The following is a 25976-nucleotide window of genomic DNA, read 5'->3' on the forward strand; positions in this document are numbered from 1 at the left end:
GCGCCTCCGTGGCGTCCAACAGGCCTGCTCTCGACGACAGTTCGTACGGTTCTTCGAACAGCGCTCCGGGTGGGGCCTCGGGTGAGGCGTCGGCCGGCCCCGACTTCGCCGATGACGGCTCCGCTTTCGCTCATGACGGTGGTCACGGCCCCGACGGCGAGGAGACCTGGGGCGAGTGGAACCCGGCCGAGGGTTCCGCGACGGGGCCCGTCCGCGGCAGACACCGCGTCGTCAAGCAGCGCGGCGGCACGATGGCCCGCAGCGGCGCGGTGCTGGGCGTCGGCGTCATCGCGGCGGTCGGCGCGGGCGGCATGGCGAGCGCGCAGGACCGTCCGCCGACGCCGATATCCGTGCCCGACCTGGCGCAGAAGCTTCCGGGCGTCGGCTCCCTCATAGCCGGCGGCGAGGAGAAGCAGGCCCCCGGCGCCGAAGCGGGGGCCGGACCGGTCGACGGGGCCCCAGCCGTCGCGTCGGCCATGCACAGCGCCGCCGACGCCGGCGAGGCACTGCGCGCCCGCATCCTCCAGCAGGCCGAGCGCCAGCAGGACGCCGCCGACGAAGCCGCGCGGGAGAGCGAGGCGCGCACCGCGGCGGAAGAGAAGCGCAAGGCCGCGGCGGAGCAGGCCCAGGCACACGAGGCGCGCGAAGCGCAGGAGGCCCAGGAGGCACGGGCGGCGGCGCAGGCCGCCGAGGCGGAGGCGCACGGGGCCGGCCGGGCCGCGGCGGCCGGCGCTGCCGAGCGGACCGGGGCGGGCGAGGCCGAACGGCCCGCGGCCCCCGCGAAGCGCACCCCGGCCCCTGCCGGAAAGCACGGTTCCGCCGCCACCGGCTCGTACACCCTGCCCGTGGGCTCGTACACCCTCACCGCCGGCTTCGGCCAGGCCGGCAACATGTGGTCCGCCAACCACACCGGCGAGGACTTCGCCGCCCCGACCGGCACCCCGGTCAAGGCGGTCAGCGGCGGCACGGTCACACAGGCCGGGTGGGCCGGCGCGTACGGCTACCGCATCGTGCTGACGCTCGGCGACGGTACCGAGATCTGGTACTGCCACCTGTCGTCGATGGTGGTCACGTCCGGGAAGGTCGGTACGGGCACGGTCATCGCCCGCGTCGGCGCGACCGGCAACGTCACCGGCCCCCATCTGCACCTGGAGGTGCGGCCCGGCGGCGGTGCGCCGGTGGACCCGCTGTCGTGGCTGCGCGCCAGGGGGCTGCAGCCCTAGTCGCCGAGGGAGGCCGAGGGAGGCCGAGGGAGAGGCCGACGGGCACCGCAACCCCAGAGAGGCAGCCGGGTTACAGGAGCCACAGATGTGATTTGCCGGGAATGTTCTGCGTGCGATCGGGAAATCAGCACATGTGACGACGACCCCGACGATCACCACGTCCGTGCCTTCCCGCCTGGACCGGCTGCCCTGGTCCCGGTGGCACTGGACCGTGGTGATCGGCCTCGGGACCGTATGGATCCTGGACGGCCTGGAGGTGACGGTCGTCGGGAACATCGCCGGCCGCCTCTCCGAACAGGGCAGCGGCCTGTCGATCACCTCGGGCGGGGTGACGGGCCTGGCGGCCGCCCTCTATGTCGCGGGAGCCTGCTCCGGCGCACTGTTCTTCGGCCGGCTGACCGATCTCTTCGGCCGCAAAAGACTCTTCATGGTCACGCTCGCGGTCTATCTGACCGCGACCGCGCTGACCGCGCTGTCGTACCACTCCTGGTGGTTCTTCCTCTTCCGCTTCCTGACGGGCTTCGGCATCGGCGGCGAGTACGCGGCCATCAACTCCGCCATCGACGAGCTGATCCCCGCCGTCTACCGGGGCCGCGTCGACCTCATCATCAACGGCAGCTTCTGGCTCGGCGCGATCGCCGGCTCCCTGCTGTCGATACTCATGCTCGACACCAGCATCTTCGCCAAGGACGTCGGCTGGCGGCTGACCTTCGGGCTCGGCGTCATCCTGGGCCTGGTGATCCTGCTCGTACGACGCCATGTGCCGGAAAGTCCACGCTGGCTGTTCATCCATGGCAGAGCCGAAGAGGCCGAAGCCCTGGTCACGACGATCGAAAAGCGCATCGAGGCGGAGAAGGGCCGCCCGCTGCCGCCCGCCAAAGGCAGGCTCGTCATCCGGCAGCGGGAGAGCTTCGGCTTCCGCGACATCGCCCGCACCGTCTTCTCCGACTACCGCAGCAGGGCCGCCCTCGGGCTCGCCCTCTTCATCGGCCAGGCCTTCCTCTACAACGCGATCACCTTCGGCTTCGGCGCCATCCTCACGCGGTTCTTCGGCGTCTCCACCTCGCACACCGGCTACTTCTTCGCCGTCATAGCGGTCGGCAACTTCCTCGGTCCGCTGTTCCTCGGCAGGCTCTTCGACACCGTCGGCCGGCGCATCATGATCTCCTCGACGTACCTGCTGGCCGGCGTGCTGCTCTTCGGCACCGCCTGGCTCTTCGGCGCCGGGCATCTGAACGCCGTGACGCTCACCGCCTGTTGGGCTGTCGTCCTCTTCTTCGCCTCGGCGGGCGCGAGCAGCGCGTACCTCACCGTGTCCGAGATCTTCCCGATGGAGACCCGGGCCATGGCCATCGCCTTCTTCTACGCGGTGGGCACGGCGGCGGGCGGCATCAGCGGCCCGCTGCTCTTCTCCGCACTGACACAGAGCGGCGTCGTCGGCGACACCGTGCTGGCCTTCGACATCGGCGCGGCCCTGATGTGCATGGGCGGCGTGGTCGCCGCGTTCCTGGCCGTACGGGCGGAAGGCCGCTCCCTCGAGGACATCGCCGCCCCCCTGTCCGTCCACTCCCCGGAGCCCCTGCCGTCACCGGCGCCCGCGCCGGCGGAATAACCGTTCCGCCAAGGGCGTTGGCATACCGCATGGCTGACAATCACCGGAAGATCGGCACGCTCTCCGTCCACCCGCTGTCCCTCGGCGGCAACGTCTTCGGCTGGACGGCCGACGAGAAGCAGTCCTTCGCCGTCCTCGACGCCTACGCGGAGGCGGGCGGCAATTTCATCGACACCGCGGACGTCTACTCGGCCTGGGCGCCGGGCAACGAGGGCGGCGAGTCCGAGACCGTCATCGGCAACTGGCTCGCCGCGCGCGGCAACCGCGACGACATCGTCGTCGCCACCAAGGTCGGGAACGGCATGCCCGTACACCGCGGCCTGGCGGCGGACGCCATCAAGACGGGCGTCGAGGAGTCGCTGCGCCGCCTCCGTACGGATTACATCGACCTCTACTACACGCATGTCGACGACACGTCCCAGCCGGTCGAGGACATCATCGCGACGCTGGACGGGCTGGTGAAGGAGGGCAAGGTCCGCGAGATCGCCGCCTCCAACATCTCCGCGGACCGGCTGCGGCGGTCCCTGGAGTTCTCGGACCGCTCCGGCCTCGCGAAGTACGTGGCGATCCAGCCCCACTACAACCTGGTCTCCCGCGACACCTACGAGGGCGAACTGGCGGACGTGGCCGCCGCGCACGGCCTGGCCGCGGTCCCGTACTTCGCCCTGGCCTCTGGCTTCCTCACAGGAAAGTACCGTCCGGGCACGACGGTCGACAGCGCCCGGTCGGAGGGCGCGGCCGGGCACCTGGAGTCGGAGCGGGGCCTGAAGGTCCTCGCCGCCCTGGACGAGGTGGCCGCGGCCCACGACGCCGAGCCCGCCACGGTGGCCCTGGCCTGGCTCGCGGCCCGGCCGACGGTGGCGACGCCGCTGGCGAGCGCCCGTACGGTGGAGCAGCTTCGGCCGCTGCTGGCGTTCGTGGACCTGGAGCTGACGGAGGCGGAGCTGGGGCGCTTGACGGAGGCGTCGGCGTAGAGGGCGAAGGGGCCAGGGAGACGTCTCCTCGGCCCCTGCTTCCCCCGATCGGTCAGCCCTCGCGCCGCTCCACGGCCCAGGAGGCGAGCGCGACGGCCCCGGCGACGGCGAAGACCGAGGGCCAGGCGCCGATCTTCTTCGCCAGCGGGTGGGAGCCGGCGAACGCGGCGACGTACAGCCCGCTGAGCGCGGCGGCCGCACCGGCGCCGGCCTTCTGGTGCCACTCCTTGGCGGCCACGGCTCCGGCCGCCGCGAGCGCCACCCCACCGAGCGGCCGCTTCTTGGTCCACCGGGCCACGCCGTACCCGCCGACGAGCCCGCCGGCCGCCACGAGGGACGCCGGAATCCGTGCTCCTGCTGTCGCCATTACCGGGACCTCCGCATCAAGAGACGATCTGCCTCAAGCAGGCTAACTCCGGCTGCCCGGAGGGCCGGACGCACCCTGGGACGACACCCCGGCGACTGCCATGCTGGGCGCGATGCCCCTATCGCGCGGAGGTGGTTCAAGTGAACGACGCCGGTGAGCCCGACGAGAGCTACGAGAGCGGCGGCTCCAATGAGAGTGGCGAGGCCGAGGGGCGGCGGAGCGCCGCCCTCCTGATCGAGGAGGCCCTGGGCTTCCTGTTTCCCGCCGCGCTGCGGGCGGCGGCCGAGGTGGGGGTCGCGGACCACTTGAGCGACGGCCCCCGCACGCCGGCGGACCTGGCGAAGGCGACCGGCACCGACGCGGACAACCTCCACCGCGTCCTTCGCCTGCTGGCGACCCGGGGCCTGTTCGAGGAGGACGACAAGGGCCGGTTCCGCCTGACGAGGGCCGGCGACGCGCTACGGTCCGACGCGCCCGTACCCGTCCGGTCGGCGATCCTGATGATCACGGACCGGACCATGTGGCTGCCGGCGGGGGAGATGACGCGCTGCCTGAAGGAGGGCACCTCGGCGTTCGACCGCATCTTCGGCATGCCGTTCTTCGACCACTTCACGCAGGACGCGCAGACCGCCGCGATCTTCCACGAGGGCATGGCCTCCATGTCGGATGCGGAGAACCAGCCCATCGCCGAAGCCTGCCCCTTCCCCGAGAAGGCCACGGTCGTCGACGTGGGCGGCGGCCACGGCGGCCTCCTCCTGTCCGCCCTGCGCACTCACCCCGGCCTCCACGGCATCCTCTACGACCGCCCCCACGTCCTGGCGGGCCACCGCCTGGACACCCCGGAGACGAAAGGCCGCTGGTCCGTACAGGAAGGCGACTTCTTCACGACGGCCCCACCGGGCGACGTCTACCTCCTCAAGCGCATCCTCCACGACTGGGACGACACCCAGTGCGTGACGATCCTCAACAACTGCCGCCGAACGATGCCCCCATCCGGCCGCATCCTCGTCATCGACGCGGTCCTCCCCCAGGACAACGCCCCTCACCAGGGCAAGACGCTGGACCTGATGATGATGGCCTCGCTGGTGGGGCGCGAACGCACGGAAGCCGACTTCGCGCGTCTGTTCGGGGAGGCGGGGCTGCGGCTTACGCGGGTGATTCCTACGGGGACGGTGCTGTCGGTGGTGGAGGGGGTGCCCCAGAAGCTGCCCTCATAGCGACCTGCTGGTTAGCTGCCGTCGGCCGTGCGCTTCGTCTCGTGGTGGTCGCGATGGTACTTCAGATGTTCTTGCCGTATTTCATGCTGAGGGTGCCGGCGCAGTTCGTAGTTGTGCTGCTCAGACCCGTGCTCAATCACCTTTCCCGCCTCATCGATCGTGATCATCCCAAAGTCGAACGCCACGTGGTGATTCGGGCAGAGGCACAGCACATTGTCGGTCTTGTCTGGCCCGTTGTGGGGGCGACCCAAGGGCCGGATGTGCGCGGCTTCTGAGTAGGCGCCGGTCGGAGTTTCGATCCGCGTGCCACAAATTTGGCACGTGTGGTCGTGCAGCTGCTTCACCCTGTTAGCCACTGCGGTGCTACGGACGACGCGCTGCGTTATTGCGGTCTTGCGCCCAGGAGCGTCCTCTCCGAGGTCCTTGGGCGTGGAGATTACAGGGGCGCTGGGGAAGGAGAGCTGGCCGGCGCTCACGGCTGCGTTGCCGTCCACGGTTTCCACGGCACGCAAGCGGTATCTCCAGACCCGGAAGCCGGAGGCGCCGCGCTGCGACCAGTGCTCCTCTACGCGGTACAGCCCGTCGTACCGAAGGCCCTCCGCAGGGGAGTGGGCCTTGTCGCCCTTGCAGCCACGGATGACTCGAATGGGCCTGCCGGTGGCGATGCTGTTGACCAGTGCCGCGTTTCCGCGCGTGAGGTCTTGGTTCTTCACCTGGCGGCCGGAATCATCCTGGCCGCCCTGCCCCGTGTAGATGATTTCGCTGCCGAAGTCTTCATCGTCTTCGTACCCGCCCGACACGACGATGGACTTTGCCTCTTCCTTCGCCTTGCCCCAGATGCCTCCCTGTGTGGGGCTATGGACGTTGGCCACGTGCAGGGCCCTGCGGTCCTTGAAGTGCATGCCCACCGGGACGTAAGGCGGGTGCCCGAAGCCGTCGAAGGGCTTTTCCGTAAGCCCTGTGGAAAGCAACAAGCTTTCCCAGGAAGTGTCCGGGAAGTAGGTTCCGAGCAGGGTGGCTACCGCCTGCTCGCGGGCTTCGGAGTTCGTGGAGAGAAGCTCATGAAGCGTGCCCTCGAGGCCGGCCTCGGCCTGCCCCGAGTCACCCTGTGTACCGGTCAGTTCCCATATCGGGGACTGATGCAGTGCGGCGAGGGGAAGCCCTGGATCGAGCGTGTGGTCGGGGAGGCCATGTTCCTGAAGGAGCTCTTTGATCTCCTGCTTGGCCTTGTGCCAGCTGACGAGCCGTTCCCGTCGCGTAGCCACACGGCCAATCGCCCAGAGGGCCAGGAACGGCTCGTGCCGTACGGGCTGGTCAGACGACCAGTCGACGTGGAGAGAGCCGAGCGGGGCCAGGAGCTTGTGTGCGGTGTCCGTCTCGCCGTTAGGCACGGTGATGCTCTCCCTTGCGTGTGGTCTCCGCTGAGCTGGAACTGGGTGGAGTTGAGCTACAGCACTCGCGCGTGCGGGTGGTGCTCTGTACGTCCCGAACGGTGAACCTGGGTGAGGACGAGAGAAGTTCCCGATGGAACGGTCACCGCGCTACCACCCCTCCCCCCGCTGCCACCCCGCCCCCATGGGCGCGGTCGGTCCTCCCGTAGGCGGTACTGGTGCCCCCCACCCCTGTACCGGGACCGCCACCGGCGTGAACGGCTGCGGTACCACCGCCGTTGCCTGGGCCAGGGCCGGCTGGGCCACGGACTTGCGGTGCCACAGGTGGTGGAGGAGTTCCTGCTCGCGGGCCGTGAAGTCGGGGGACGGGGTGCCGCGGTAGGCGCGGTGGCGGAGGAAGGCCAGGGACGTGGCGAAGGATATGTACTCCGCCACGGTGCGGGCCGCGGCCGGGCCGCCGGTGCGGCGGGCCAGGTCGCGGGCTATGCCGCGGGCGCGCATCGAGGACAGGGCGAGGGGCTCGGGCGGGGTGAGCCAGCCGGCGGCCTGGTAGGCGGGGAGGTGGGCGCGGATGGTGCGGAGCTCGTTCTGGCGGGACCAGATCGTCAGCCAGGTCAGGACGCCGAAGACCGGGACCATGAACAGCGCGTAGACGATCAGGAAGCCGCCGCCCGGCAGGCTCGCGGAGCCGTTCCACACGCCGTGCAGCAGCATCGCGGTCAGCAGAGCCAGTACGGGGATCAGTACGCGGAGCACTCGGCGGCGCTGGGGGAGTGCTGCGGCTATGCCGAAGCCCAGGCCCGTCATCGACGTGAAGAGCGGGTGCGCGAACGGCGACATCAGCACGCGGACGAAGAACGTCGCCGCCGTCGTCGACCGCAGGCCCGTGTAGCCGAAGCTCTGGTCGGAGGCGAAGGCGTTGCCGAGGTAGAGGATGTTCTCCGTGAAGGCGAAGCCCGTGGCGGTGATGCCGGCGATCACCACGCCGTCGACGATGCCGTTGAAGTCGCGCCGTCGGAAGAGGTAGAGCAGGAGCACCGCCGCGGCCTTGCCGCTCTCCTCGACGACCGGGGCGACGAACGTCGCACCCCACGTGGAGGCGTCGGCGCCCTGCGCGACGTCGACGGTGGTCAGGAGCCACTTCGTGGCGTAGCCGTTGGCCAGCAGTGAGACGAGGGTCGCCGCGCAGGAGCCCCAGGCGAAGGCGAAGGCCAGGTTCCGCCACGGTTTCGGCTCGACGCGGTCCATCCAGCGGAACGCGGCTATGAGCAGCGGTACGGGCAGCACGGCCAGGCCCAGGCCCACCAGGAAGCCCTCGGTGCCGGTCTGCTCACGGACGAGCGCGAGGATGACCAGCCCGCAGAGCGCGAGCAGCAGGACAAGGCCGCCGACGCGCACCGCCTTGTTGTCCCAGAGGGTGTCCCACAGGGCCCGACGGGGCTTGTAATGCCCGAACGTCGGCGGGAGCGGGTGCTGCGGCTGCTGGAAAGGCGGGGGCTCATGCACGCGATGACCCTAACCAAGGCGCGGACCGCCCCGGGACCGTTTTCCCTCCCGCCGGTCCTGGCCGACCGTCCCAGCAGCCCGGTCCCGCCTACGCCGCGCGGCGGCGGAACAGCAGGTCGTGCACCACGTGGCCCTTGTCCAGGCCCTGGCCCTCGAACCGCGTCAGCGGGCGGAACTCCGGGCGCGGGGCGTAGCCGCCGTCGGCCTGGGTGTTCTCGAAGTACGGGCTGGCCGAGAGCACCTCGAGCATCTGCTCGGCGTAGGGCTCCCAGTCCGTCGCACAGTGCAGCAGACCGCCCGGCGCGACGCGCGTCGCGGCCAGCGCCAGGAACTCCGGCTGGATCAGCCGGCGCTTGTGGTGCCGCTTCTTCGGCCACGGGTCCGGGAAGTACACGCGGATCCCGGCGAGGGCGTCGGGGGCGAGCATCTCGCGCAGCAAGATGATCGCGTCGCCGTTCGCCACGCGGACGTTGTTCAGGCCGTTCTGCTCGGCGAGATTGAGCAGGTTGCCCTGGCCGGGGGTGTGGACGTCGCAGGCCAGAATGCCCGTGCCGGGATCGGCCGCAGCCATCTGCGCCGTGGCCTCGCCCATGCCGAAGCCGATCTCCAGGACGACCGGCAGCTTCGGGTCGCCGAACAGCTCACCGAGGTCCAGGCGGCTCAGACCGTCGATGTCCAGGCCCCACGTGGGCCACAGGCGGCGCAGCGCCTCGCCCTGCCCGGTCGTGACCCGGCTGCGGCGCGGCTGGAACGAACGGATGCGGCGCTCGTGGTGCGAGCCGGCCGGATCCGGCGCGGGGCCGTCGGGGAACATCGGCTCCCGCCGGTTACGGGCAGGAGCGGCGGGAGCGGCAGGCGCCGGTACCGGCGCCGGGCCGGTGACGGGCGTGGTGGGGGCGTGATTCTCGGACACAGTTCCTCAAGTCTACGGGCGGCCGCCGCAAAGCAGGGGGCCGGAAATCCGGTGGGCCGATGGTGTGACCCATGGGCGTGGTGAGCCCGGCCGGTACAGGTCACCGCTCATACGATTTTCATGGCTCGGCCCGCCGGGGCGGAACACCTCTTCCCGCGCGACGGAACCCTTCGACGGAAACCCCTCAGACGGAACCTCCTATGCGACTGCGCCCAAGCCCCAGCCCCCGCCCCAGCTCCAGCCCTCCCCCTCGCCCCCGCCTCCGCTTCTTCACCCTCGCGCTGCGGGTGGCGGCCCTGTCCACGGCCGCCGCCGTGCTGATCGCGGGCTGCTCCCCGGCCCGCCAGCACGCCGGTGACGACGCTGCCCCACGGAAGCGGGCCACCGCCGCCCCCACACCCCCCGCCACCCCCACCGCATGGCGCCTGATCTGGTCCGATGAATTCCGCGGGCCCGCCCACCGCCGCCCCGACCGGGCCAAGTGGGTCTTCGACCGGGGCGGGGAGCCCCAGTGGGGCAACCACGAGTGGCAGTACTACACCGACCGGCCCCGCAACGTCTCCCTCGACGGCCACGGCAGCCTCGCCCTCACCGCCCGCCACGAGAGGGTGCGCAGCAGGTTCTGCAGGTTCGGGCCCTGCGACATCACCTCCGCGCGGATCAAGACCAAGGGGAAGTTCGCCCGGGCCTACGGACGCTTCGAGGCCCGCATCAAGATCCCCCGGGGACGGGGGCTGTGGCCCGCCTTCTGGATGCTCGGCGCGAACTCCGACAAGGTCACCTGGCCCGGCAACGGCGAGATCGACGTCATGGAGGCCCTCGGCCGGCAGCCCGGCATGGTGCACGGCACCATCCACGGCCCCGGCTACGTCGCGCAGGGCATCGAGACGCACACCGCCCTGCCCAGCGGCAGAAGCCTCTCCGACGGCTTCCACACCTACCGCGTCGACTGGATGCCGGGCACGATCACCTGGTACCTCGACGGCAAGCCCTACGGCACCGCCCACTCCGGGCAGCTCAAACGCGGGCAGAAGTGGGTGTTCGACCACCCCCACTACCTTCTCCTCAACCTCGCGGTAGGCGGCGACTGGCCCGGCCCGCCCGACGCCTCCACCCCCTTCCCCTCGCGCATGCTGGTCGACTACGTGCGCGTCTACGCCCCAGGGGCCCCAGGGCGCTGACCCGGGGAACCGGCCCCACGGCCCACAGCCCCACACAGCCCGCCCCCGCGCCCCCGCTCTACGCCAAGCCCGCCAGCACTCTGCGCGCCACCTCCCGGCCGATCGGCAGCGACGCCGTCGCGGCCGGCGAGGGCGCGTTGAGCACATGCACCATCCGTGGCGACTCCGCGAACAGGAAGTCGTCCACCAGCGTCCCGTCCCGCAGCACCGCCTGCGCCCGCACCCCCGCCGGCGCGGGTATCAGGTCCTCCTCCCGCACGGGCGGCAGCAGCCGCCGCACCGCCGCCGTGAAGGCCCCCTTGGACAGCGAACGCCGCACCTCGCCCGCCCCGTACCGCCAGTGGCGCCGGGCTATCCGCCAGCTGCCCGGGAACGCCACCGTCCCCGCCAGCTCCGCCGGCCGTACCGTGCCCCAGTCGTACCCCTCCCGCGCCAGCGCCGGCACCGCGTTCGGACCCACATGGACCGAGCCGTCGATGCCCCGGGTGAGATGGACCCCGAGGAAGGGGAAGGCCGGGTCGGGCACCGGATAGACCAGACCGCGCACCAGATCCGTACGGTCGGCGGCCAGCTCGAAGTACTCACCCCGGAAGGGCACGATCCGCATATGGGGGTCGTCGCCGGCCAGCCGCGCCACATGATCGCTGTACAGCCCCGCGCAGTTGACCAGAGCCCGGCCCCGCACCACCTCGCCCCGCGCCGTGCGCACCGCGACGACCGCACCCCGCCGCCCGACGGTCCGCACCTCCGCGCCGTACCGCACCGAGGCCCCGGCGTCCTCCGCCAGCCGCGCCAGCCGCGCCGCCACCGCGCCGTAGTCGCACACCCCCGTCGTGCCGACGTGGATGGCGCCGATGCCGCGCACCTCGGGCTCGTACTCCGCTATCTGCGCCGGGCCCAGCTCCCGCACCGGAATGCCGTTCTCCCGGCCGCGCTGCACCAGGGCGTGCAGCCGGGGCAGCTCGCCGCGGTCGGTGGCGACGATCAGCTTGCCGGTCACCTCGTGCGGCAGCCCGTACTCGGCGCAGAACTTCACCATCTCCGCCGCGCCCCGCACCGCGAACCGCGCCTTGAGCGACCCCGGCGTGTAGTAGATCCCGCTGTGGATCACTCCGCTGTTCCGCCCGGTCTGATGGCGGGCCGGGCCGTCCTCCTTCTCCAGCACCACGACGCGCGTACCCGGCGCGGCACGCGTGAGGGCGTACGCCGTCGACAGGCCCACGATCCCGCCCCCGACCACCAGCACATCGCAGTCGTACGTCGCCATCACGTCACCTCCCCGCGCACGCGCAGCCGCGCCCCGCCCTCGCCGGACTCACCCTCAGCGCCTCACCCACGGATCCCATCATGACCTGTACCACTGACAACGGGATGCCGGATGGAATCACGCCTGATCACAAGATTGATCACAGTGGTCGATCACAGCGATGAGCTCGCTCACGCCGGGGCGACGAGCAGCGGGCGGGCCCGCTCGCGCAGCTCCACCACCCGGGGCTCGTTCCCGTACGGCTCCAGCCGGTGCAGCAGATCGCGTACGTACTCGGTCGTACGGGCCGAGGAGATCCGTCCCGCGACCTCCACCGCCCGCGCACCCGCCGCGCACGCCGCGTCCAGGTTCCCCGACTCCAGCTCGGCCACCGCCGACACCACCAGCCGCAGGCCGTGCGAGCGTACGAACTCCTCCGTCGGCCGGGCCAGTGCCTGCTCCGTGAAGCGCTGTACCTGCCGTGGCATTCGCAGGTCGCGGTAGCACTCGGCCGCGTCGGCCGCGAACCGCTCATGGCTGTAGAAATCCAGCCACGACGGGTCGGCGTCGCCCGGACGGGCCCGCTCCAGCCACCCCTCGGCCGCCTTGAGCGCCGCACCGCAGGCCGGCGCGTCCCCAGCCTTCGCCTGCGCACGCGCCTCGACCAGCCGGAAGAAGCTCATCGTGCGGGCCGTCGCCAGGCCGCGATTGCGCTCTAGGGCCGCCTGGGCGAGGTCCACCCCCTCGTCCGCGTATCCGCGGTACGTGGCCTGCAGACTCATCGACGCCAGGACGTACCCGCCCAGCGGGACGTCCGCCGCCGCACGGGCCAGCCGCAGCGCCTGGATGTAGTAGCGCTGGGCCGCCTCCTGCTGACCGGTGTCGAAGGCCATCCATCCCGCCAGCCGCGTCAGTTCGGCCGTCGCACCGAACAGCGCACGCCCCACCTCGTCGCTGTACGAACCCAGCAGCAAAGGCGCCGCGTCGACGCGCAGACACTCGGGGACCATCGACGAACGCCAGTCGCCGCCACCGTACTTGGAGTCCCAGCGGCGGGCGTCGTCGGCGGCCTCCCGCAGCTTGGTCACATCGCTGTGGCCGACACGCTGCGCTAAGCCCGCATCCGGGCCGGCGCCACCCGCTGTCCCGCCGCCACCCGCCACCCCAGGGCCCTGAGCCGCCCCGGAGCCGTTCGCGTCCGCCCCGGGCCCGCCCGGGGCCTCCCTGGCCGCCTGCAGCGGTTCACGCGCCACCGAGCTGTCGGCGGGGGTTATCAGCCACCGCGACGCCGGCGTGGAGTACGCGCTGACGGAGAAGGATCCGGCCAGACTCTGCCAGATGCCGCCGCCCCCGCGCCGACCGGCCAGATCCAGCCGGTAGAGCTCCGTCGCGGACCGCACCGCCTGGCCGACATCGCGCGGAAAGGAGAGCCCGACCTCCGGCGCCGGATCGGCGTCCGCCAGCCCGATCTCGTGCAGCGGCACCGGACGCCCCAGCTTCGCCGCTATGGCCGCCGCGATCAGATGCGGGGCGGCCCCCTGCGGCACCATGCCCTTGGACACCCACCGGGCGACCGAGGTCTTGTCGTAGCGAAGGGTCAATCCCCGCTGCGCACCGAGGTCGTTGACCCTGCGCGCGAGACCGGCGTTGCTGATCCCTGCGAGGGCGAGGACAGTGCCCAGCTTCTCGTTCGGCCCGCGTGGCTCCCTGGACATGAGCACCCCTCGACAACACGACGCCCGCCCCGGCATAGGCACGAGGCATTCGTAAACCCAGCGTAGTTCGCCGCATCCCGACCGTTAAGAGGCGATGTCCCGGATGGCGAGATTCTGGTCTGTATGTGCGTGCATTGAGGGGCACGTGCTCCGGTTGAGTGTGGCCGTGCGCCCACCGTGCGCTCTGTCCGCGCCAACCCGGCCGGCGGTTCCATGGAGGAGCGTGGGTCGGCCCGCTGTACTGGATCCAGTGGGCTGGGGGAAGCCGCCGCCTCATTCCCCGCGGGCGGCGGAACGGTCCGGGAGGTGGCTCGCGCCTCCCGGACTGTGACATCGCGGGGCCTGCAAGGGCGCCTCCTTCAGTCGCTCCGACGCCTTCAACCTTCAGCGGCCCTGCCGTAAGCGGACGCCCGTATTTTGGCCGGATCCGGCCGTAAGGCCCGGACCGGGACACGCGCCGAGGGGGACGGATGGGGCGGTCGGGCCTCTTTGGTCGACGCTCGACGCACGTCACGAGCCCACTGCCCGGGGCCCCGTGCGAACCGTGACGAAACGCCACCTTCCGCAGTTGTGAAGTGAGTTGGCGGCCCCGACGCCGCAATCATGTGCTGCTGCCGGATGTCGCAACCGACGTCCCGCTGTGCATGATGACTGCTACCTGATGACAGCCACCGGTTGGTTGTCCACAGCCTGTGGAGGCGGCGATGCGCTGGTTGGTGGGGTGGAGCTGCGCCGCCGCCGGAACCCGCCCCGATGCGCGAGGCGCAGGCGCGACGGCCGGGGCAGGCGGGACGGACGCGACAGGCGCGCCGGGCGCGTCCACCGCGACAGGTGCATACGACACACCAGGCACACCAGGCACGCACGGCACCACAGGCCAGGGACCCCCCACCGTCCACCCCGTCGGCGCCCGGCTCCTATGGGGCGACCCCGCACCCCTATGGATCGTCGGGGACTGGCGCCCCGACGAAGTACGCGTCATCCGCGCCGACTCGCGCGCCGACTCCCGTGCCGCTTCCCGCCCCGACTCCACCACCCGCCTCGCCGTACTCGGCCACTGCGGCGCGAGCGACGACGCCCTGCGCGCCGGCCTCCTCGCAGCACGCGGCGGAGCACTGCGCCACCTCACCGCCTGGCCCGGCAGCTACACCGCCGTCGCCCAGGTCGGCCGCCGCCTGACCATCGCCGCAGACCTCGCCGGAGCCCGGCCCGTCTTCCACACGGCCTGGTCCGGCGGCACCGCCTACGCCACGGCCGCACTGCCCCTCGCCGACCTCGTCGAAGCCCAGCTCGACATCGGATACCTCGCCGCACTGCTCGCGTGCCCCGACTCACCCGAAGCGCTCGCCGACAGCACCCCGTACAGGGGAGTCCGACGCGTGCCGCCCGGCCACGCGCTGGTGCTGCGCGACGGCGCACGCGACATCACCGGCTACGAACCCACGACCTCGCTCGCCGTCGCAGCACCCCAACTCGACGCGACGCAAGCCGTCGAGGGCGTACGCGACGCCCTGGTCGAGGCCGTACGCACCCGGCTCACCGCCCCCCGCCACGTGACGCAGCACGGGCCGCCCGGCCCCGGGCCCGTATCCGGCAGTGGCCCGTACCGGCAGCGCGGCGCCCACGGCGGCCCCGCCCCCGGCGTCGGCGCGGACCTCTCCGGAGGCAGCGCGTCCGGCACCCTGGCGCTCCTGGCGGCCGGCCTGCCGGGCATCCCGGGCACCCCCGTCGGGCTCGGCACGGCGGCGGGGGAGCGGCTGCTCGCCGTCACGTTCAACGACCTCGCGGCCGGCGGCGGCCGCGCCCGCGAATCCGAACTCGAACGGGCCCGCGCCATCGCCGCCAACCCCCGCCTGCACCACGTCATCGTCGCCGCCGGAGCGGAAGCGCTGCCGTACGCCTACCTGAACAGCGGCCCGCTCACCGACGAACCCGGCCCCGCCATCGTCGCCGCCGCCCGGCACCGGCGACGCCTGGCCGCAGGCAGCGCCGACCACCTCGTCGGACACGGCGCCCGCCAGGTCCTGGACGCCCATCCCGCGCGCCTCGCCGACCTGTTGATGGACCGTCGGCGACGGTTCCTGCTGCGCCCTGTCTCCGCGCTGGCGCGGGCCGACGGCTCCTCGGCGCACTCGCTGTTCGTCCCCTTCACGGTCTACCGGGCAGCGCGCCGGCTGGCCCGCACGACGTACCGGGAAGGTCTGGAGGAGACAGCGGCACGGCTGCTGGGGCCCGGGTTCGGCGCGGCGGAGGCCGGGGCAGTGGACGCCTCCCTGGCGGCGCTCACCTGGTGCAGGCCCGGGCCCGCCGCGCGGTGGCTCACGGGCGAGGCGCTCGCTGAAGTATCGGTTCGCCTGCAGGCCGCGGCCGTCCGGCCGACGGGACTGCCGCAACGCCCGGGCGAACGGCGCGCAGCCGCCGCCCTCAGCCGCCACGCGGCGGACCACCGCGTCTTCGAACAAGTCGCCGAGGCCCACGGCCAACGCCTGCACGCCCCCTTCCTCGACAACGAGGTCGTACGAGCCTGCCGCGCCCTCCCCGAGACGCTCCGCGTCCAGCCGGGGGCGCGCGCATCCGTCCTGCGCGCCGTCCTGAACGGCGCGGGCATCCGCGAACTGCCACCCGGCTGGGGCGCCCCCTCCCACGCCTCCCACGCCGCGGAAGCGCGAGCAGGCCTCAGGGCAGCCCTGCCGACGCTGACGGACCTCTTCGACGCACCGCTCCTCGCCGACGCCGGCCTGATCGAGGCCGGCGTCGTACGGGACGCACTGCGCGCCGCCGCCGAAGGAGCCCCCGTGCCCCTGGACGGGCTCGCCGAACTCGTCGCGACCGAGGTCTGGCTGCGCCGCCTGCTCGCCCGCCGCGGTACGTGCTGGACGGGCACGGGCACGGGCGCGGCCGCGGCCTCGCGCCAATGGGCGGTGGCGGGCGGGGCACCGGCATGGCCCAGCCTGTGACCACCCACCCGGTGGCGGCGGGACCCTACGAGCTGGCGGCCCGGCCCTCCTCACAGCTGATGCGGGCCATCGCCCAGTCCGCGACCGCCACACGGTCGGCGGGGGAGCGAGGTTCCACGACCAGCCGGAGCGTCCTACGGCCCGACAGGGGCGCGTGCACGGGGACGGCGGGCCGGCCGCCGTGCACCAGGCCCGAGCTCCACAGACGGCTGCCGTCCGCATAGACGGAGAAGGTGACCGCACCGAGGCCGAGGGACATGTCGTCCACGCCGACCACGGCGTCGTAGGACGTGCAGGAACGGTTCAGGTCGATCGTCACCGACGACGAGGCATGGGCGCTGACGCCGTGCCGGTACGTGGTGCCGCCCACCCGCAGCCCGTACCGCTGCCACAGCCAGCTGCTGCCGCCCAGCCGTACCTCCGGCTCCTTGCCGTCACCGATACGGCCGTACTCCAGCTCGTTGAGCTGGTAGACCGTCGACGTGCGGGGAGGGGGCGGGGGAGTGGGCCGGGGCGTGGTGGGTGCCGGGCTCGGCGTGGGCGGGGGAACGGCCGTGGGCGTGGCCCGGCTCGCCGACGGCTGCGGCTCCGGGGATCGCGGGGTGGGCGACGCGCTGGCGCTCGGCGTCGGACTCAGGGTCGGCTTCGGGGACGCAGGCTTCGCGGCCAGCGCCGGTGCCATGGTCGGGGCCGGTGACGCGGTCGGGCTCGCCCTCGGCTTCGGGACGGGCGCCGGTACGACCGGGGCCGCCGTGGTCCTGGCCGCCCGCGGTCTTTCGTGCGGCGCGGGCGCACCGGCCGCCAAGGCGTACGCGATGACGGCCCCCGCCGCGGCCAGGGCCCCCGCCGCGAGCCCGACCTTCGCCGGCACCCCCAGCCCCTCGCCCACCACCGAAGCGGACCCGGACCCGGAGCCGGCCGAAGCGGAACCGGCAGAAGCGGAAGCAGCCCCGGGGGCCGCCCCCGCCCCCCCGCCCCCCACCCCTCCCGCTACCGCCCCCGCACCCGCTCCTGCCCCCGCCGCCCCCGCGGCAAGGCCGGCCACCGCCTTGACCGACCACCCGGCGGCGAACCACCCGATGACCGCCGTCGGCAGCAGCGTGCGCAGCCGCTCGTTGACGTCGGCGATCTCGAGCGCCGCCGACCGGCACCTCGCACAGGTCTCGAGGTGCTTGCGCATGCCGCGCTCGGCCCGGGTACGCAGCCTGCCGCGCGCATAGGCGCCCAGCCGGTCCGCGTACCGCGCACAGTCCCCGCCGGACGTCAGCGAGGTGCTGACATGGGCCTGCAGATAGGCCTGCTTCAGCCCTTCCCGGGCCCGGTGCGCCAGCACCGCGGTGGCGTTGGCGCTCAGCCCGAGCAGTGGTGCGACCTCGCTCGGTGATTCCTCCTCCACGGTCGTGTGCCACAGAACCGTCTGCCACCGCTCGGGCAGACTCCGGAACGCCTGCACGGCCAGTGACTCCTCGGCCTCCTGCATCGCCCGCACATCCGCGCCCAGGCCGAGCGTGTCGTCATCGGCCGACATGGAAGGAGCCGCCGCCGAGGTGGCGAAGACCGCGAAGTCCTCGACCAGCTGCTCACGCCTGGCCGTCTTGCCCCAGGCCGCCGCGACCCGCCGCACGGTGGTCAGCAGATACGCCCGTACCGCCGAGTCCGGTCCCGCGCCGCGCCGTACCGCCTGCAGGGTGCTGGTGAAGACCTCGTTGGTCAGGTCCTCGGCGGTGTGGTCGTCACGGCAGCAGGTACGGGCGTACCGGCGCACCGCGTCGGCATGCCGCCGGTACAGCTCCTCGTACGCGTCACTGCTCTCGCCCCCGCGCAGCCGGGTGACCAGCTCAAGGTCGGACGGTGGCGCATCCGGGTCGTCCTGCACATCGGCATCATCGGTCGGCTCACCGCCACCGGTACAGGGGTCGGAGCCGACGGGAACGCCGGACCCACCCGTGTCCGGGCCCGCCCGGCCGCCGTCCCGCTGCTGCGGTACCCCCGTATCGAGGGTGCCGCTCCACAGCTCCAGCGGATCGGAATGGAAGGACTCGAACGAATCGAAGGAGTCGAAGACCTCGAAGGAATGGTCGGCCGAGGCCTCGGCCGGTGAACCGCCTGCTGCCCCGGCCGGGGCGCCGGAGGGAAGACCGGGTGGTCCTCCCTGGCCGGGCACCCTGTGCTGCGGCGGAGGTTCGTCCGTCTCATCGCTCCCGCGCGGTTCTTCCCGCCCGTCAACGCCCATAGCGCAGGCTCCCCGTACACGCCGGCACACTCGAATACCGGCCAGCGTGGCACACGGGAATGCGCCAGGATCACTGCACGAACGGCAACCACTCGTCCGGGTTCCGTTCGCAAGATGGAGCACGGGTGGTCACACGAAAGGATGAGGCTTACCGAACGCCCGCCCGTTTCCGGGGGAGCCGCAGCACGGTTCCTTCGGGGTGGCCTACTCCACCGGGCGTGAGCGCAGGCCTTCCAGCAGGATGTCGAGCAGCCGCGAGGAAGCCGCAGCCTGCTGCGCCGCGTCGGGCAGCGACGGCGCCGCCGTCGCTATCACCAGCAGTACGTCCGCGACCGTCACGTCCGCACGCAGCTGGCCGGCCGACCGCGCGCGGTCCACCAGCCGGCCCACGACCTCCAGCAGTGCCGCCGCGCCCGCGTCGTCCCGCTCGTCCACGGCCGTCGGCCGCTGTTCGACCAGCCGCAGCTCGTGCAGCTGACCACCGGCGACACCCGGCTGCCGCTGCTGCGGCACCCGAGCCCGGTCGGGCACCTGGGCCTGGACCCGGTGCTCCTCGGACTCGCCCTCGACGCCGACGCGCAGCACCTGCGGCGGCAGCAGCCGGCCCGCGCCCGACGCGACGGAGGTGCGCAGGAACCGGGACAGCGCCGACCACGGCTCGTCCTCCTGCCCCAGCGCCGTCCGCGCCTGCTCGGTCAGCCGTGCCGTCTCCTCCTCGGCTATGCGCCGGACCAGCACGTCCTTGCTGGGGAAGCGGCGGTAGACCGTCCCCACACCCACCCGGGCCCGGCGCGCCACGTCCTCCATCGGCGCCCCGTACCCCAGCTCGCCGAAGACCTCGCGAGCCGCCCGCAGCACATGTTCCAGATTGCGCTGAGCATCCACGCGCAACGGCGTATTACGGCCACCAGCGCCGTCAGACGTCGTCGCGACAGCGGCAGACCAATGAGAGCCCTGAATGTGCATACGTTCCCCCGGTTATGACGTCTCCCCCCGGAGACTCCCCGCCCTGACTGCCGGGGCGTGTCTCGACACCCCGACGGAGTACGAACATAGTTGAGCCCAGGTCAAGAAAGAAGGGGGTAGCTCCGCACAGGCCACCCCCGATTGGAGTACAGGCCTGATCCCCCTTGATTCTGCACCACCTCACCACCCCTGCGCATCCCGTCTGACCTGCGCGCCTTCTCTCCGGAACGTCATCTTCAACACGGACGGATCAGCTCCGCGACCGGTCATACATTTCGCTCGGCCTGTGGACAAACCATTGATGGCGATGCGTCATGGGAAGGAGCTGTGCCACAACGCGAGGACGACGCGCGGACAACAGCCAGGAGGAAGGGGCTTTGGTGAACCGACCGGCGCGGGAAGGGCAGGAGGAACAGAAGGCGCGGGAGGATCGCGAGCAACACAGGGATCGCGAGCTGCGCAAGGACGGTGCGGAACAAGCCGCTCCCGACCGCACCCCCGACCCCGGCCGCACCTCCACCCCCGCCCGTACCCCCGCACCCGCCCCCGAGGCCGCACCCACGGCCGATGCGGGCAACACCCCCGGCCCCGTACGCATCCTGATCGTCGGCGGCGGCTACGTCGGGATGTACACCGCCCTCCACCTCCAGCGGAAACTCAGGCGGGGCGAGGCCGACATCCTGGTCGTCGCCCCCGAGCCGTACATGACCTACCAGCCCTTCCTCCCCGAGGCCGCCGCCGGCTCCATCTCGCCCCGGCACGTCGTCGTCCCGCTGCGCCGCACCCTGGACGAGTGCGAGTTCCTCACCGGCGAGGTCACCTCCGTCGACCACGCCAAACGCACCGCCAGGGTCAAGACCCTCGCCACCGAGGAAGAGGGCACCGGCCCCATCGAGCTGCACTACGACGAACTGGTCATCGCCCCGGGATCGGTCTCCCGCACCCTCCCCGTCCCCGGCCTCGCCGACTACGGCATCGGCTTCAAGACGGTCGAGGAGGCCATCGGCCTGCGCAACCACGTCCTCGAACAGATGGACATCGCCTCCTCCACCCGCGACCCCGAAGTCCGCGACGCCGCCCTCACCTTCGTCTTCGTCGGCGGCGGCTTCGCGGGCGTCGAAGCGCTGGCCGAGCTGGAGGACATGGCCCGCTACGCCTCCCGCTACTACCACAACATCGAACCCGACGACCTGAAGTTCATCCTGGTCGAGGCCACCGGCCGCATCCTCCCCGAAGTGGGCGAGGAGATGGGCCAGTACGCGATCCGCGAACTGCGCGGCCGCAACATCGACGTACGCCTCGACACGCGCCTCGACTCCTGCGAGAACCGCGTCGCCGTGCTCAGCGACGGCTCGCGCTTCCCCACCCGTACGCTCGTATGGACCGCCGGCGTCAAAGCGCACCCCGTCCTCGCCGCCACCGACCTGCCGCTCGACGAACGCGGACGGCTCACGTGCACGGCGGCCCTGCGCGTGGACGGCGTCGAGCACGCCTGGGCGGCGGGGGACGCGGCCGCCGTCCCGGACGTCACCGCCGACGAACCCGGCACGACCTGCGCCCCCAACGCCCAGCACGCCGTCCGCCAGGCCAAGGTCCTCGCCCGGAACCTCATCGCCACCCTGCGCGGCGGCGAACCGCGCGACTACCGGCACAAGTACGTCGGCTCGGTCGCCTCCCTCGGCTTCCACCAAGGCGTCGCACACCTGTACGGCAAAAAGCTCAAGGGCTACCCCGCATGGCTCATGCACCGCGCCTACCACCTCAGCCGGGTGCCCACCTTCAACCGCAAGGCCCGCGTCCTGGCCGAATGGACCCTCGCCGGACTGTTCAAACGCGAGATCGTCTCGCTCGGCTCGCTGGAAAACCCCCGGGCCGAATTCGAACTCGCCGCCGGTACGGGACGTCACCCGGAAGCGAGTTGAAGCAGGTCGCAGGCCCGCACCGGGCCCCGGGACACCCGCATCGGACACGGCGTCTGACGGATGTCAGTCCGGTCGGCCACACTGGTCGTGTGACCATGAGTGGGCTGGTATCTGCGAAGAGTAACAATCATGAGGATTCGGACGTTTGCTGCATTCTCCCGGGGGCCGGCCCCCACACCGCCCATCGCGCCCCCCTGCAGGACGCGCGGCTCCGCCACCCCACATCGCCGAGCTGATCCGGAACGACTCCGCGAGGTAATCCTCAGTGAACTTCACCCGCTGGAGCGCCCGGCTCCCCGGCACACAGCGCCGAGCAGCGGCACGCGCCGGCCGCACCTCCCCCGCCACCCCACCCCAGCCCACCACCCCCGACGCGACCGCCGCCGGTGCGAGCACCGCAGCCGGCCCGGGCATCGGATCCGTGCCCGCCGCACGCGCCGAGAGCCCCCCGCCCCCCGACGCCGAGCCCGCGCCCGTCCCCAGCCTCGACGGGCTCTCCGCCCATGACGTCCTCGGCAAGATCCCGGCCCTCGCCGCCGTCGTCTACGGCCCCGACCACCGCATCGCCTACGTCAACGACGCCTACGCCGCCCTCTTCGGCCCCCGCCCACCCGGCACCCCCGCCCGCGACGCCCTCCCCGAGCTCGAAGCCCTCGGCCTGCTCCCCTTGATGGACCAGGTCCTGCGCAGCGGCAAACCCCGCACGGTCAAGTCCCGCCGCGTCACCGTCCCCGCCGCCGACCACGGTCGGCACGGCTACTACACCTTCACCTGCTCCCCGATCGACGTCGGCGAGAGCACCGGCGCCCAGCGCGGCGTCCTCGTCTTCGCCGCCGACGTCACCGACCAGGTCGAAGCCGCCGAGCGACTGCGCGCCAGCGAACGCCGCCAGCGCGAAGCCGCCGTCACCCTCCAGCGCAGCCTGCTCCCCCAAGAGCTGGAACAACCCGACGACCTACGGGTCGCCGCCACCTACCAGCCCGGCGGCAAGGACACCGCCGTCGGCGGCGACTGGTACGACGTCATCACCCTCGGCGCCGGCCGCACCGCCCTCGTCATCGGCGACGTCATGGGCCGCGGCGTACGCGCCGCCGCCGTCATGGGCCAGCTGCGCACGGCCGTACGGGCCTACGCCCGCCTCGACCTGCCGCCCCACGAAGTCCTGCAACTCCTCGACGGCCTCGCCGCCGAAATCGACGCCACCCAGATCGCCACCTGCGTCTACGCCGTCCACGACCCCAACGAGGGCCGCCTCGTCTACGCCTCCGCGGGCCACCTGCCCATCCTCGTCCGCGACCCCGACGGCACCGTCCGCCGCGCCGCCGAACCCACCGGCCCCCCGCTCGGCACCGGCGGCTGGCTGCACACCTCCGCCACCATGCCCCTCGTACCCGGCTCCAGCGCCGTCCTCTATACGGACGGCCTCGTCGAACGGCGCGACGAGGACATCGACGAAGGCGTCGCCGCCCTCGAGCGCGCCTTCGCCGGCGCGACCGGCTCACCCCAGGTCATGTGCGACCGCCTCATCCGTGCCCTCGGCGTCACCCAGGACCACGACGACGACGTCGCCCTCCTCGTACTCCAGCACCCCGCCCGCACCGGCCACGACGCCGAGCTCTTCCACAACGCCGCACTCGAGCTCCTCGGCGGAGTAGAAGCAGCACCCCGCGCCCGCGCCTTCGCCTCGGGCGTCCTCGCCAGCTGGCGCTTCCCCACAGAGCTCCGCGACCTGGGCGTCCTGGCCACGAGCGAGCTGGTGGCCAATTCCCTCCAGCACGGCACACCACCCATGCGGCTGCGCCTGCGCCGCACCGACCGCCGCCTGATCATCGAGGTCACCGACGGCGACGACCACCTCCCGCGCCGCCGCCGCGCCGAACCGGCCGACGAAGCCGGCCGCGGCATCTCGATCATCGCCACCATCGCCTCGTCATGGGGCTCGCGCCGCACACCCGGCGGCGGCAAGGCGGTCTGGTGCGAATTCGCCCTTCCGGCGGCACACGGATAGGGACGGATAGGGACGGATGGGAAACGGAGAAGGGCCCGGGCCAGAAGTCACGACTTCAGGCCCGGGCCCTTCTCCTCCCTATACCTACTTCTACGCGCCCGGGCTCACGCCGCTACGGGCACGCGCTCGCCGGCCTCGGACGCAGCCCCGGCAGCCTTGACCTTGGCCGTCGCCTTGGCCACGGCCTCGGTGCGCCGCGCCCGGGCAACGAGCGGATTGTCCTGCTCCAACGTGAGGCGGCGGCCCAGCCGCAGCGCCAGCACCGAGATGCCGAGCGAGCAGACGACCAGCATCAGGATGTACGCGACGTACATACCCGCCCCCGCCATCAGACCGCCCGCCGCCGGACCCACGGCCAGCGCCAGCTGCTTCACCAGGGCGAAGGCCGAGTTGTACTGGCCCACCAGCCGCGCCGGCGCCAGGTCCGCCACCAGCGGAGCCATCGTCGGCGACAGCATCGACTCACCGATACCGAAGAGCGCATAGGTGGAGATCAGCAGCGCGGTCGCCACACCGTGCGCCCCCGGCACCAGACCCGAGACCCCGGCCGCGATCCACGCCGCCGTCCAGATCAGCCCGACCAGCGCGATGACCCGGCTCCGCCGACGCCGCTCGACCAGCTTCAGGACGACGAACTGAGCGAGGACGATCGCCGCGGTGTTCGCCGCGAGGGCGATGCCGAGCATCGCGGGCGAAATCCTGGTGACCTCCACGGCGAAGGCCGCGAGCCCCGACTCGAACTGTCCGTAGCAGGCGAAGAACATCACGAAGCCCAGCACACACAGCTGCACCATCGCCCGGTCACCCAGCAGCGTCCGCCACCCGCGAGCAGCCGACGGATCCGTCGGAACCGCATCCTCGACCTTCGGCGCCCGGGGCAGCCGCACGGTCGCGACCGCCGCACCCAGCACCAGGAACATCACCGACTCGATCGCGAAGAGCCGCACGAAGCTCGACGGGTCCGAGGTGTCCACCAGCTGGCCGCCCAGCAGACCGCCGACACCCAGACCCAGGTTGTTCAGGAAGAACTGCATCGCGAACGCCCGCGAACGGGTCGTCGGCGTCGAACACCACACGATCATCGTCGCCAGCGACGGCTGGATGACCGCTATACCCGCACCCAGCGCGGCCGCCGCGGCGACGACCAGCCACTGGCTGCTCGCGAGCCCCATCCCCAGCGAACCGACGGCGGCCGCGACCGTACCCGCGACGGCAACAGGCAGCGGACCCCGCCGGTCGATGAACCGGCCGATGAAAGGCAGCACGACGAGCGCGGCCACGGCGAACGTCGCCAGCACGATCCCCGCCGTGCTCGCGCCGAGGTCCCGCACCTGCGCCACATAGACGAACAGGAACGGAACCGTGAAGCCGCTGCCGAACGCGCTCAGCGCGTTGCCCAACTGGATCCGACGCAGTGCTGCGCCCATCGCGGTGGTCACACTCACCCCTTGAACTTGAAGACTTCGAACCTAAACTTCGAAGCTAAACAGTACACGGCGAAGGGCTTTAGTGCGAATGGTTTCTGTCATACTGCCGCTCATGGCTGACACCCCCGAGCCGTCCGAGCTGAGCCTCGACGAGCAGATCGCCGCCTACCAGCGCGAATTCCAGGGCCTCGACCCCCAGGTCGAGCGCGTGGTCTCGGCCCTCAGCCGCCTCAACCGACGCATGAACGTCGCGTACGGGCGCCAGACCGCCGAGCTCGGCATAAGCAACGCCGAGTGGGAGGTCCTCAAGGCCCTCGTCCTCGCCGGCGACCCCTACCGCCTGGGCCCCGGCGAGCTCGCCAAGCGGCTCGGCCTCACCCCCGCCGCCATGACCCACCGCATCGACCGCATGGTCACGGAGGGCCTGGTCACCCGGGAGCGCGACGAGAACAACCGCGTACGCGTGATCGTCGGCATTACGGAGGAGGGGCGCGCCAAATGGCTGGAGGGCCTGCGCATGGCCACGGTCTTCGAGGAGGAACTGCTCCAGGACCTCTCCGGCGAGGAGCGCGGACAGCTCGGCGCGATGCTCACCCGCCTGCTCCGCCGTGTGGAAGAGGCCCAGCCGGATGCCGGCGGGCGCCTCAACGACCTCGACTGACGGACCGCCAGAGAGGTCGACACGGGGCCGGCCGTCCCGGGTTGACACGGGTACGGCGCATCCGTAGTGTTCTCCGAGTTGTCACGGGGCCGTAAGGCTTCCGGGACAGCCACTCGAGTCGCATCGGCGGCAATCACCACTGCACGGTCCCTGAACGGGAAGTATTTCGGCGTGCCGGAATACGGAACGGGATGGCTCGGGACTCCGATTAGGAGTCGCCGGGAAAATCCGCTAAAGTAGTGATCACGCCGGAAGGCGCGAGAAACCCCGCTCCAACAGGGGGCCGGAAACGAAAATCCGAACCGGAAACGGAACGGAAAACGGATCTGGTAAGGTTGGAAACACGAAATACCGAAGGGAAGCGCCCGGAGGAAAGCCCGAGAGGGTGAGTACAAAGGAAGCGTCCGTTCCTTGAGAACTCAACAGCGTGCCAAAAGTCAACGCCAGATATGTTGAC

General features: G+C 71.8%; 19 protein-coding genes. 9 read left to right on the forward strand and 10 right to left on the reverse strand.

Annotated features, from left to right (window positions below; all coding sequences use genetic code 11):
* Positions 1-8: 8 nt before the first annotated feature.
* The 3 genes from AB0G59_RS20055 to AB0G59_RS20065 all read left to right on the forward strand — a co-directional run bounded on the left by AB0G59_RS20055 (position 9) and on the right by AB0G59_RS20065 (position 3809).
* Positions 9-1223 (forward strand): peptidoglycan DD-metalloendopeptidase family protein, encoded by a 1215-nt coding sequence (locus tag AB0G59_RS20055; protein WP_360913306.1) that lies wholly within the window; start codon positions 9-11, stop codon positions 1221-1223.
* Positions 1224-1356: 133 nt separating this feature from the next.
* The gene (locus tag AB0G59_RS20060) at positions 1357-2835 is read left to right on the forward strand and encodes an MFS transporter (protein ID WP_360913308.1); all 1479 of its coding nucleotides are present in this window, start codon (positions 1357-1359) and stop codon (positions 2833-2835) included.
* 29 nt (positions 2836-2864) lie between these two features.
* Positions 2865-3809, forward strand: a complete 945-nt coding sequence (locus AB0G59_RS20065; RefSeq protein WP_360913310.1) for an aldo/keto reductase — start codon at positions 2865-2867, stop codon at positions 3807-3809.
* Between the two features lie 52 nt (positions 3810-3861).
* Here AB0G59_RS20065 and AB0G59_RS20070 read toward each other — a convergent pair whose 3' ends face one another.
* Positions 3862-4176 carry a hypothetical protein gene (locus AB0G59_RS20070; protein ID WP_360913312.1) on the reverse strand — a complete coding sequence of 105 codons (315 nt, stop codon included), beginning with the start codon at positions 4174-4176 and terminating at the stop codon, positions 3862-3864.
* Positions 4177-4406: 230 nt separating this feature from the next.
* Here AB0G59_RS20070 and AB0G59_RS20075 point away from each other — a divergent pair, with 230 nt between their 5' ends.
* Positions 4407-5393 (forward strand): methyltransferase, encoded by a 987-nt coding sequence (locus AB0G59_RS20075; protein ID WP_360913346.1) that lies wholly within the window; start codon positions 4407-4409, stop codon positions 5391-5393.
* An 11-nt stretch (positions 5394-5404) separates the two neighbouring features.
* Here the strand turns inward: AB0G59_RS20075 and AB0G59_RS20080 are convergent, their stop codons facing one another.
* From AB0G59_RS20080 to trmB, 3 genes are all read right to left on the reverse strand, one after another.
* Positions 5405-6784 carry a YDG/SRA domain-containing protein gene (locus tag AB0G59_RS20080; protein WP_360913314.1) on the reverse strand — a complete coding sequence of 460 codons (1380 nt, stop codon included), beginning with the start codon at positions 6782-6784 and terminating at the stop codon, positions 5405-5407.
* A 150-nt stretch (positions 6785-6934) separates the two neighbouring features.
* Positions 6935-8290 (reverse strand): PrsW family intramembrane metalloprotease, encoded by a 1356-nt coding sequence (locus AB0G59_RS20085; protein WP_360913316.1) that lies wholly within the window; start codon positions 8288-8290, stop codon positions 6935-6937.
* Between the two features lie 88 nt (positions 8291-8378).
* Positions 8379-9203, reverse strand: a complete 825-nt coding sequence (gene trmB / locus AB0G59_RS20090) for a tRNA (guanosine(46)-N7)-methyltransferase TrmB (protein ID WP_360913318.1) — start codon at positions 9201-9203, stop codon at positions 8379-8381.
* A gap of 200 nt (positions 9204-9403) precedes the next feature.
* On the opposite strand from trmB, the gene AB0G59_RS20095 reads away from it, so the two are divergent.
* Positions 9404-10384, forward strand: a complete 981-nt coding sequence (locus tag AB0G59_RS20095; protein ID WP_360913320.1) for a glycoside hydrolase family 16 protein — start codon at positions 9404-9406, stop codon at positions 10382-10384.
* A gap of 58 nt (positions 10385-10442) precedes the next feature.
* Here AB0G59_RS20095 and lhgO read toward each other — a convergent pair whose 3' ends face one another.
* Positions 10443-11651: an L-2-hydroxyglutarate oxidase gene (gene lhgO, locus AB0G59_RS20100; RefSeq protein WP_360913322.1), complete on the reverse strand. Its 1209-nt coding sequence runs from the start codon at positions 11649-11651 to the stop codon at positions 10443-10445.
* A gap of 170 nt (positions 11652-11821) precedes the next feature.
* Complete coding sequence (locus AB0G59_RS20105; RefSeq protein WP_360913324.1) at positions 11822-13345, reverse strand: MFS transporter; 1524 nt, start codon at positions 13343-13345, stop codon at positions 11822-11824.
* Between the two features lie 704 nt (positions 13346-14049).
* On the opposite strand from AB0G59_RS20105, the gene AB0G59_RS20110 reads away from it, so the two are divergent.
* Positions 14050-16302, forward strand: a complete 2253-nt coding sequence (locus tag AB0G59_RS20110; protein ID WP_360913326.1) for an asparagine synthase-related protein — start codon at positions 14050-14052, stop codon at positions 16300-16302.
* A 25-nt stretch (positions 16303-16327) separates the two neighbouring features.
* Here the strand turns inward: AB0G59_RS20110 and AB0G59_RS20115 are convergent, their stop codons facing one another.
* The gene (locus tag AB0G59_RS20115; RefSeq protein ID WP_360913328.1) at positions 16328-18535 is read right to left on the reverse strand and encodes a sigma-70 family RNA polymerase sigma factor; all 2208 of its coding nucleotides are present in this window, start codon (positions 18533-18535) and stop codon (positions 16328-16330) included.
* A gap of 204 nt (positions 18536-18739) precedes the next feature.
* The gene (locus AB0G59_RS20120; protein ID WP_071965715.1) at positions 18740-19501 is read right to left on the reverse strand and encodes a helix-turn-helix domain-containing protein; all 762 of its coding nucleotides are present in this window, start codon (positions 19499-19501) and stop codon (positions 18740-18742) included.
* 626 nt (positions 19502-20127) lie between these two features.
* On the opposite strand from AB0G59_RS20120, the gene AB0G59_RS20125 reads away from it, so the two are divergent.
* Positions 20128-21423, forward strand: a complete 1296-nt coding sequence (locus tag AB0G59_RS20125) for an NAD(P)/FAD-dependent oxidoreductase (RefSeq protein ID WP_360913348.1) — start codon at positions 20128-20130, stop codon at positions 21421-21423.
* A 265-nt stretch (positions 21424-21688) separates the two neighbouring features.
* A complete protein-coding gene (locus AB0G59_RS20130) occupies positions 21689-23431 on the forward strand; it encodes a SpoIIE family protein phosphatase (protein WP_360913330.1) in 1743 nt (580 codons plus the stop codon).
* Between the two features lie 104 nt (positions 23432-23535).
* On the opposite strand, the gene AB0G59_RS20135 is transcribed toward AB0G59_RS20130, so the two are convergent.
* Complete coding sequence (locus tag AB0G59_RS20135) at positions 23536-24870, reverse strand: MFS transporter (protein WP_360913332.1); 1335 nt, start codon at positions 24868-24870, stop codon at positions 23536-23538.
* Between the two features lie 100 nt (positions 24871-24970).
* On the opposite strand from AB0G59_RS20135, the gene AB0G59_RS20140 reads away from it, so the two are divergent.
* The gene (locus AB0G59_RS20140; RefSeq protein ID WP_071965546.1) at positions 24971-25519 is read left to right on the forward strand and encodes a MarR family transcriptional regulator; all 549 of its coding nucleotides are present in this window, start codon (positions 24971-24973) and stop codon (positions 25517-25519) included.
* A gap of 243 nt (positions 25520-25762) precedes the next feature.
* Here AB0G59_RS20140 and AB0G59_RS20145 read toward each other — a convergent pair.
* Positions 25763-25976 (reverse strand): hypothetical protein (locus AB0G59_RS20145; protein ID WP_360913334.1); only part of this gene is annotated, 214 nt, incomplete at its 5' end.

This window comes from Streptomyces sp. NPDC021096, assembly GCF_040641275.1.
In the GTDB taxonomy this organism is placed as follows: Bacteria; Actinomycetota; Actinomycetes; order Streptomycetales; family Streptomycetaceae; genus Streptomyces.

Coding starts and splice junctions, on each gene's coding strand:
- AB0G59_RS20115 (WP_360913328.1), bottom strand. CDS start 18,535: ATGGGCGTTGACGGGCGGGAAGAACCGCGCGGGAGCGATGAGACGGAC.
- AB0G59_RS20140 (WP_071965546.1), top strand. CDS start 24,971: ATGGCTGACACCCCCGAGCCGTCCGAGCTGAGCCTCGACGAGCAGATC.
- AB0G59_RS20105 (WP_360913324.1), bottom strand. CDS start 13,345: ATGTCCAGGGAGCCACGCGGGCCGAACGAGAAGCTGGGCACTGTCCTC.
- AB0G59_RS20125 (WP_360913348.1), top strand. CDS start 20,128: ATGTACACCGCCCTCCACCTCCAGCGGAAACTCAGGCGGGGCGAGGCC.
- AB0G59_RS20095 (WP_360913320.1), top strand. CDS start 9,404: ATGCGACTGCGCCCAAGCCCCAGCCCCCGCCCCAGCTCCAGCCCTCCC.
- AB0G59_RS20120 (WP_071965715.1), bottom strand. CDS start 19,501: ATGCACATTCAGGGCTCTCATTGGTCTGCCGCTGTCGCGACGACGTCT.
- AB0G59_RS20110 (WP_360913326.1), top strand. CDS start 14,050: ATGCGCTGGTTGGTGGGGTGGAGCTGCGCCGCCGCCGGAACCCGCCCC.
- AB0G59_RS20070 (WP_360913312.1), bottom strand. CDS start 4,176: ATGGCGACAGCAGGAGCACGGATTCCGGCGTCCCTCGTGGCGGCCGGC.
- AB0G59_RS20065 (WP_360913310.1), top strand. CDS start 2,865: ATGGCTGACAATCACCGGAAGATCGGCACGCTCTCCGTCCACCCGCTG.
- lhgO (WP_360913322.1), bottom strand. CDS start 11,651: ATGGCGACGTACGACTGCGATGTGCTGGTGGTCGGGGGCGGGATCGTG.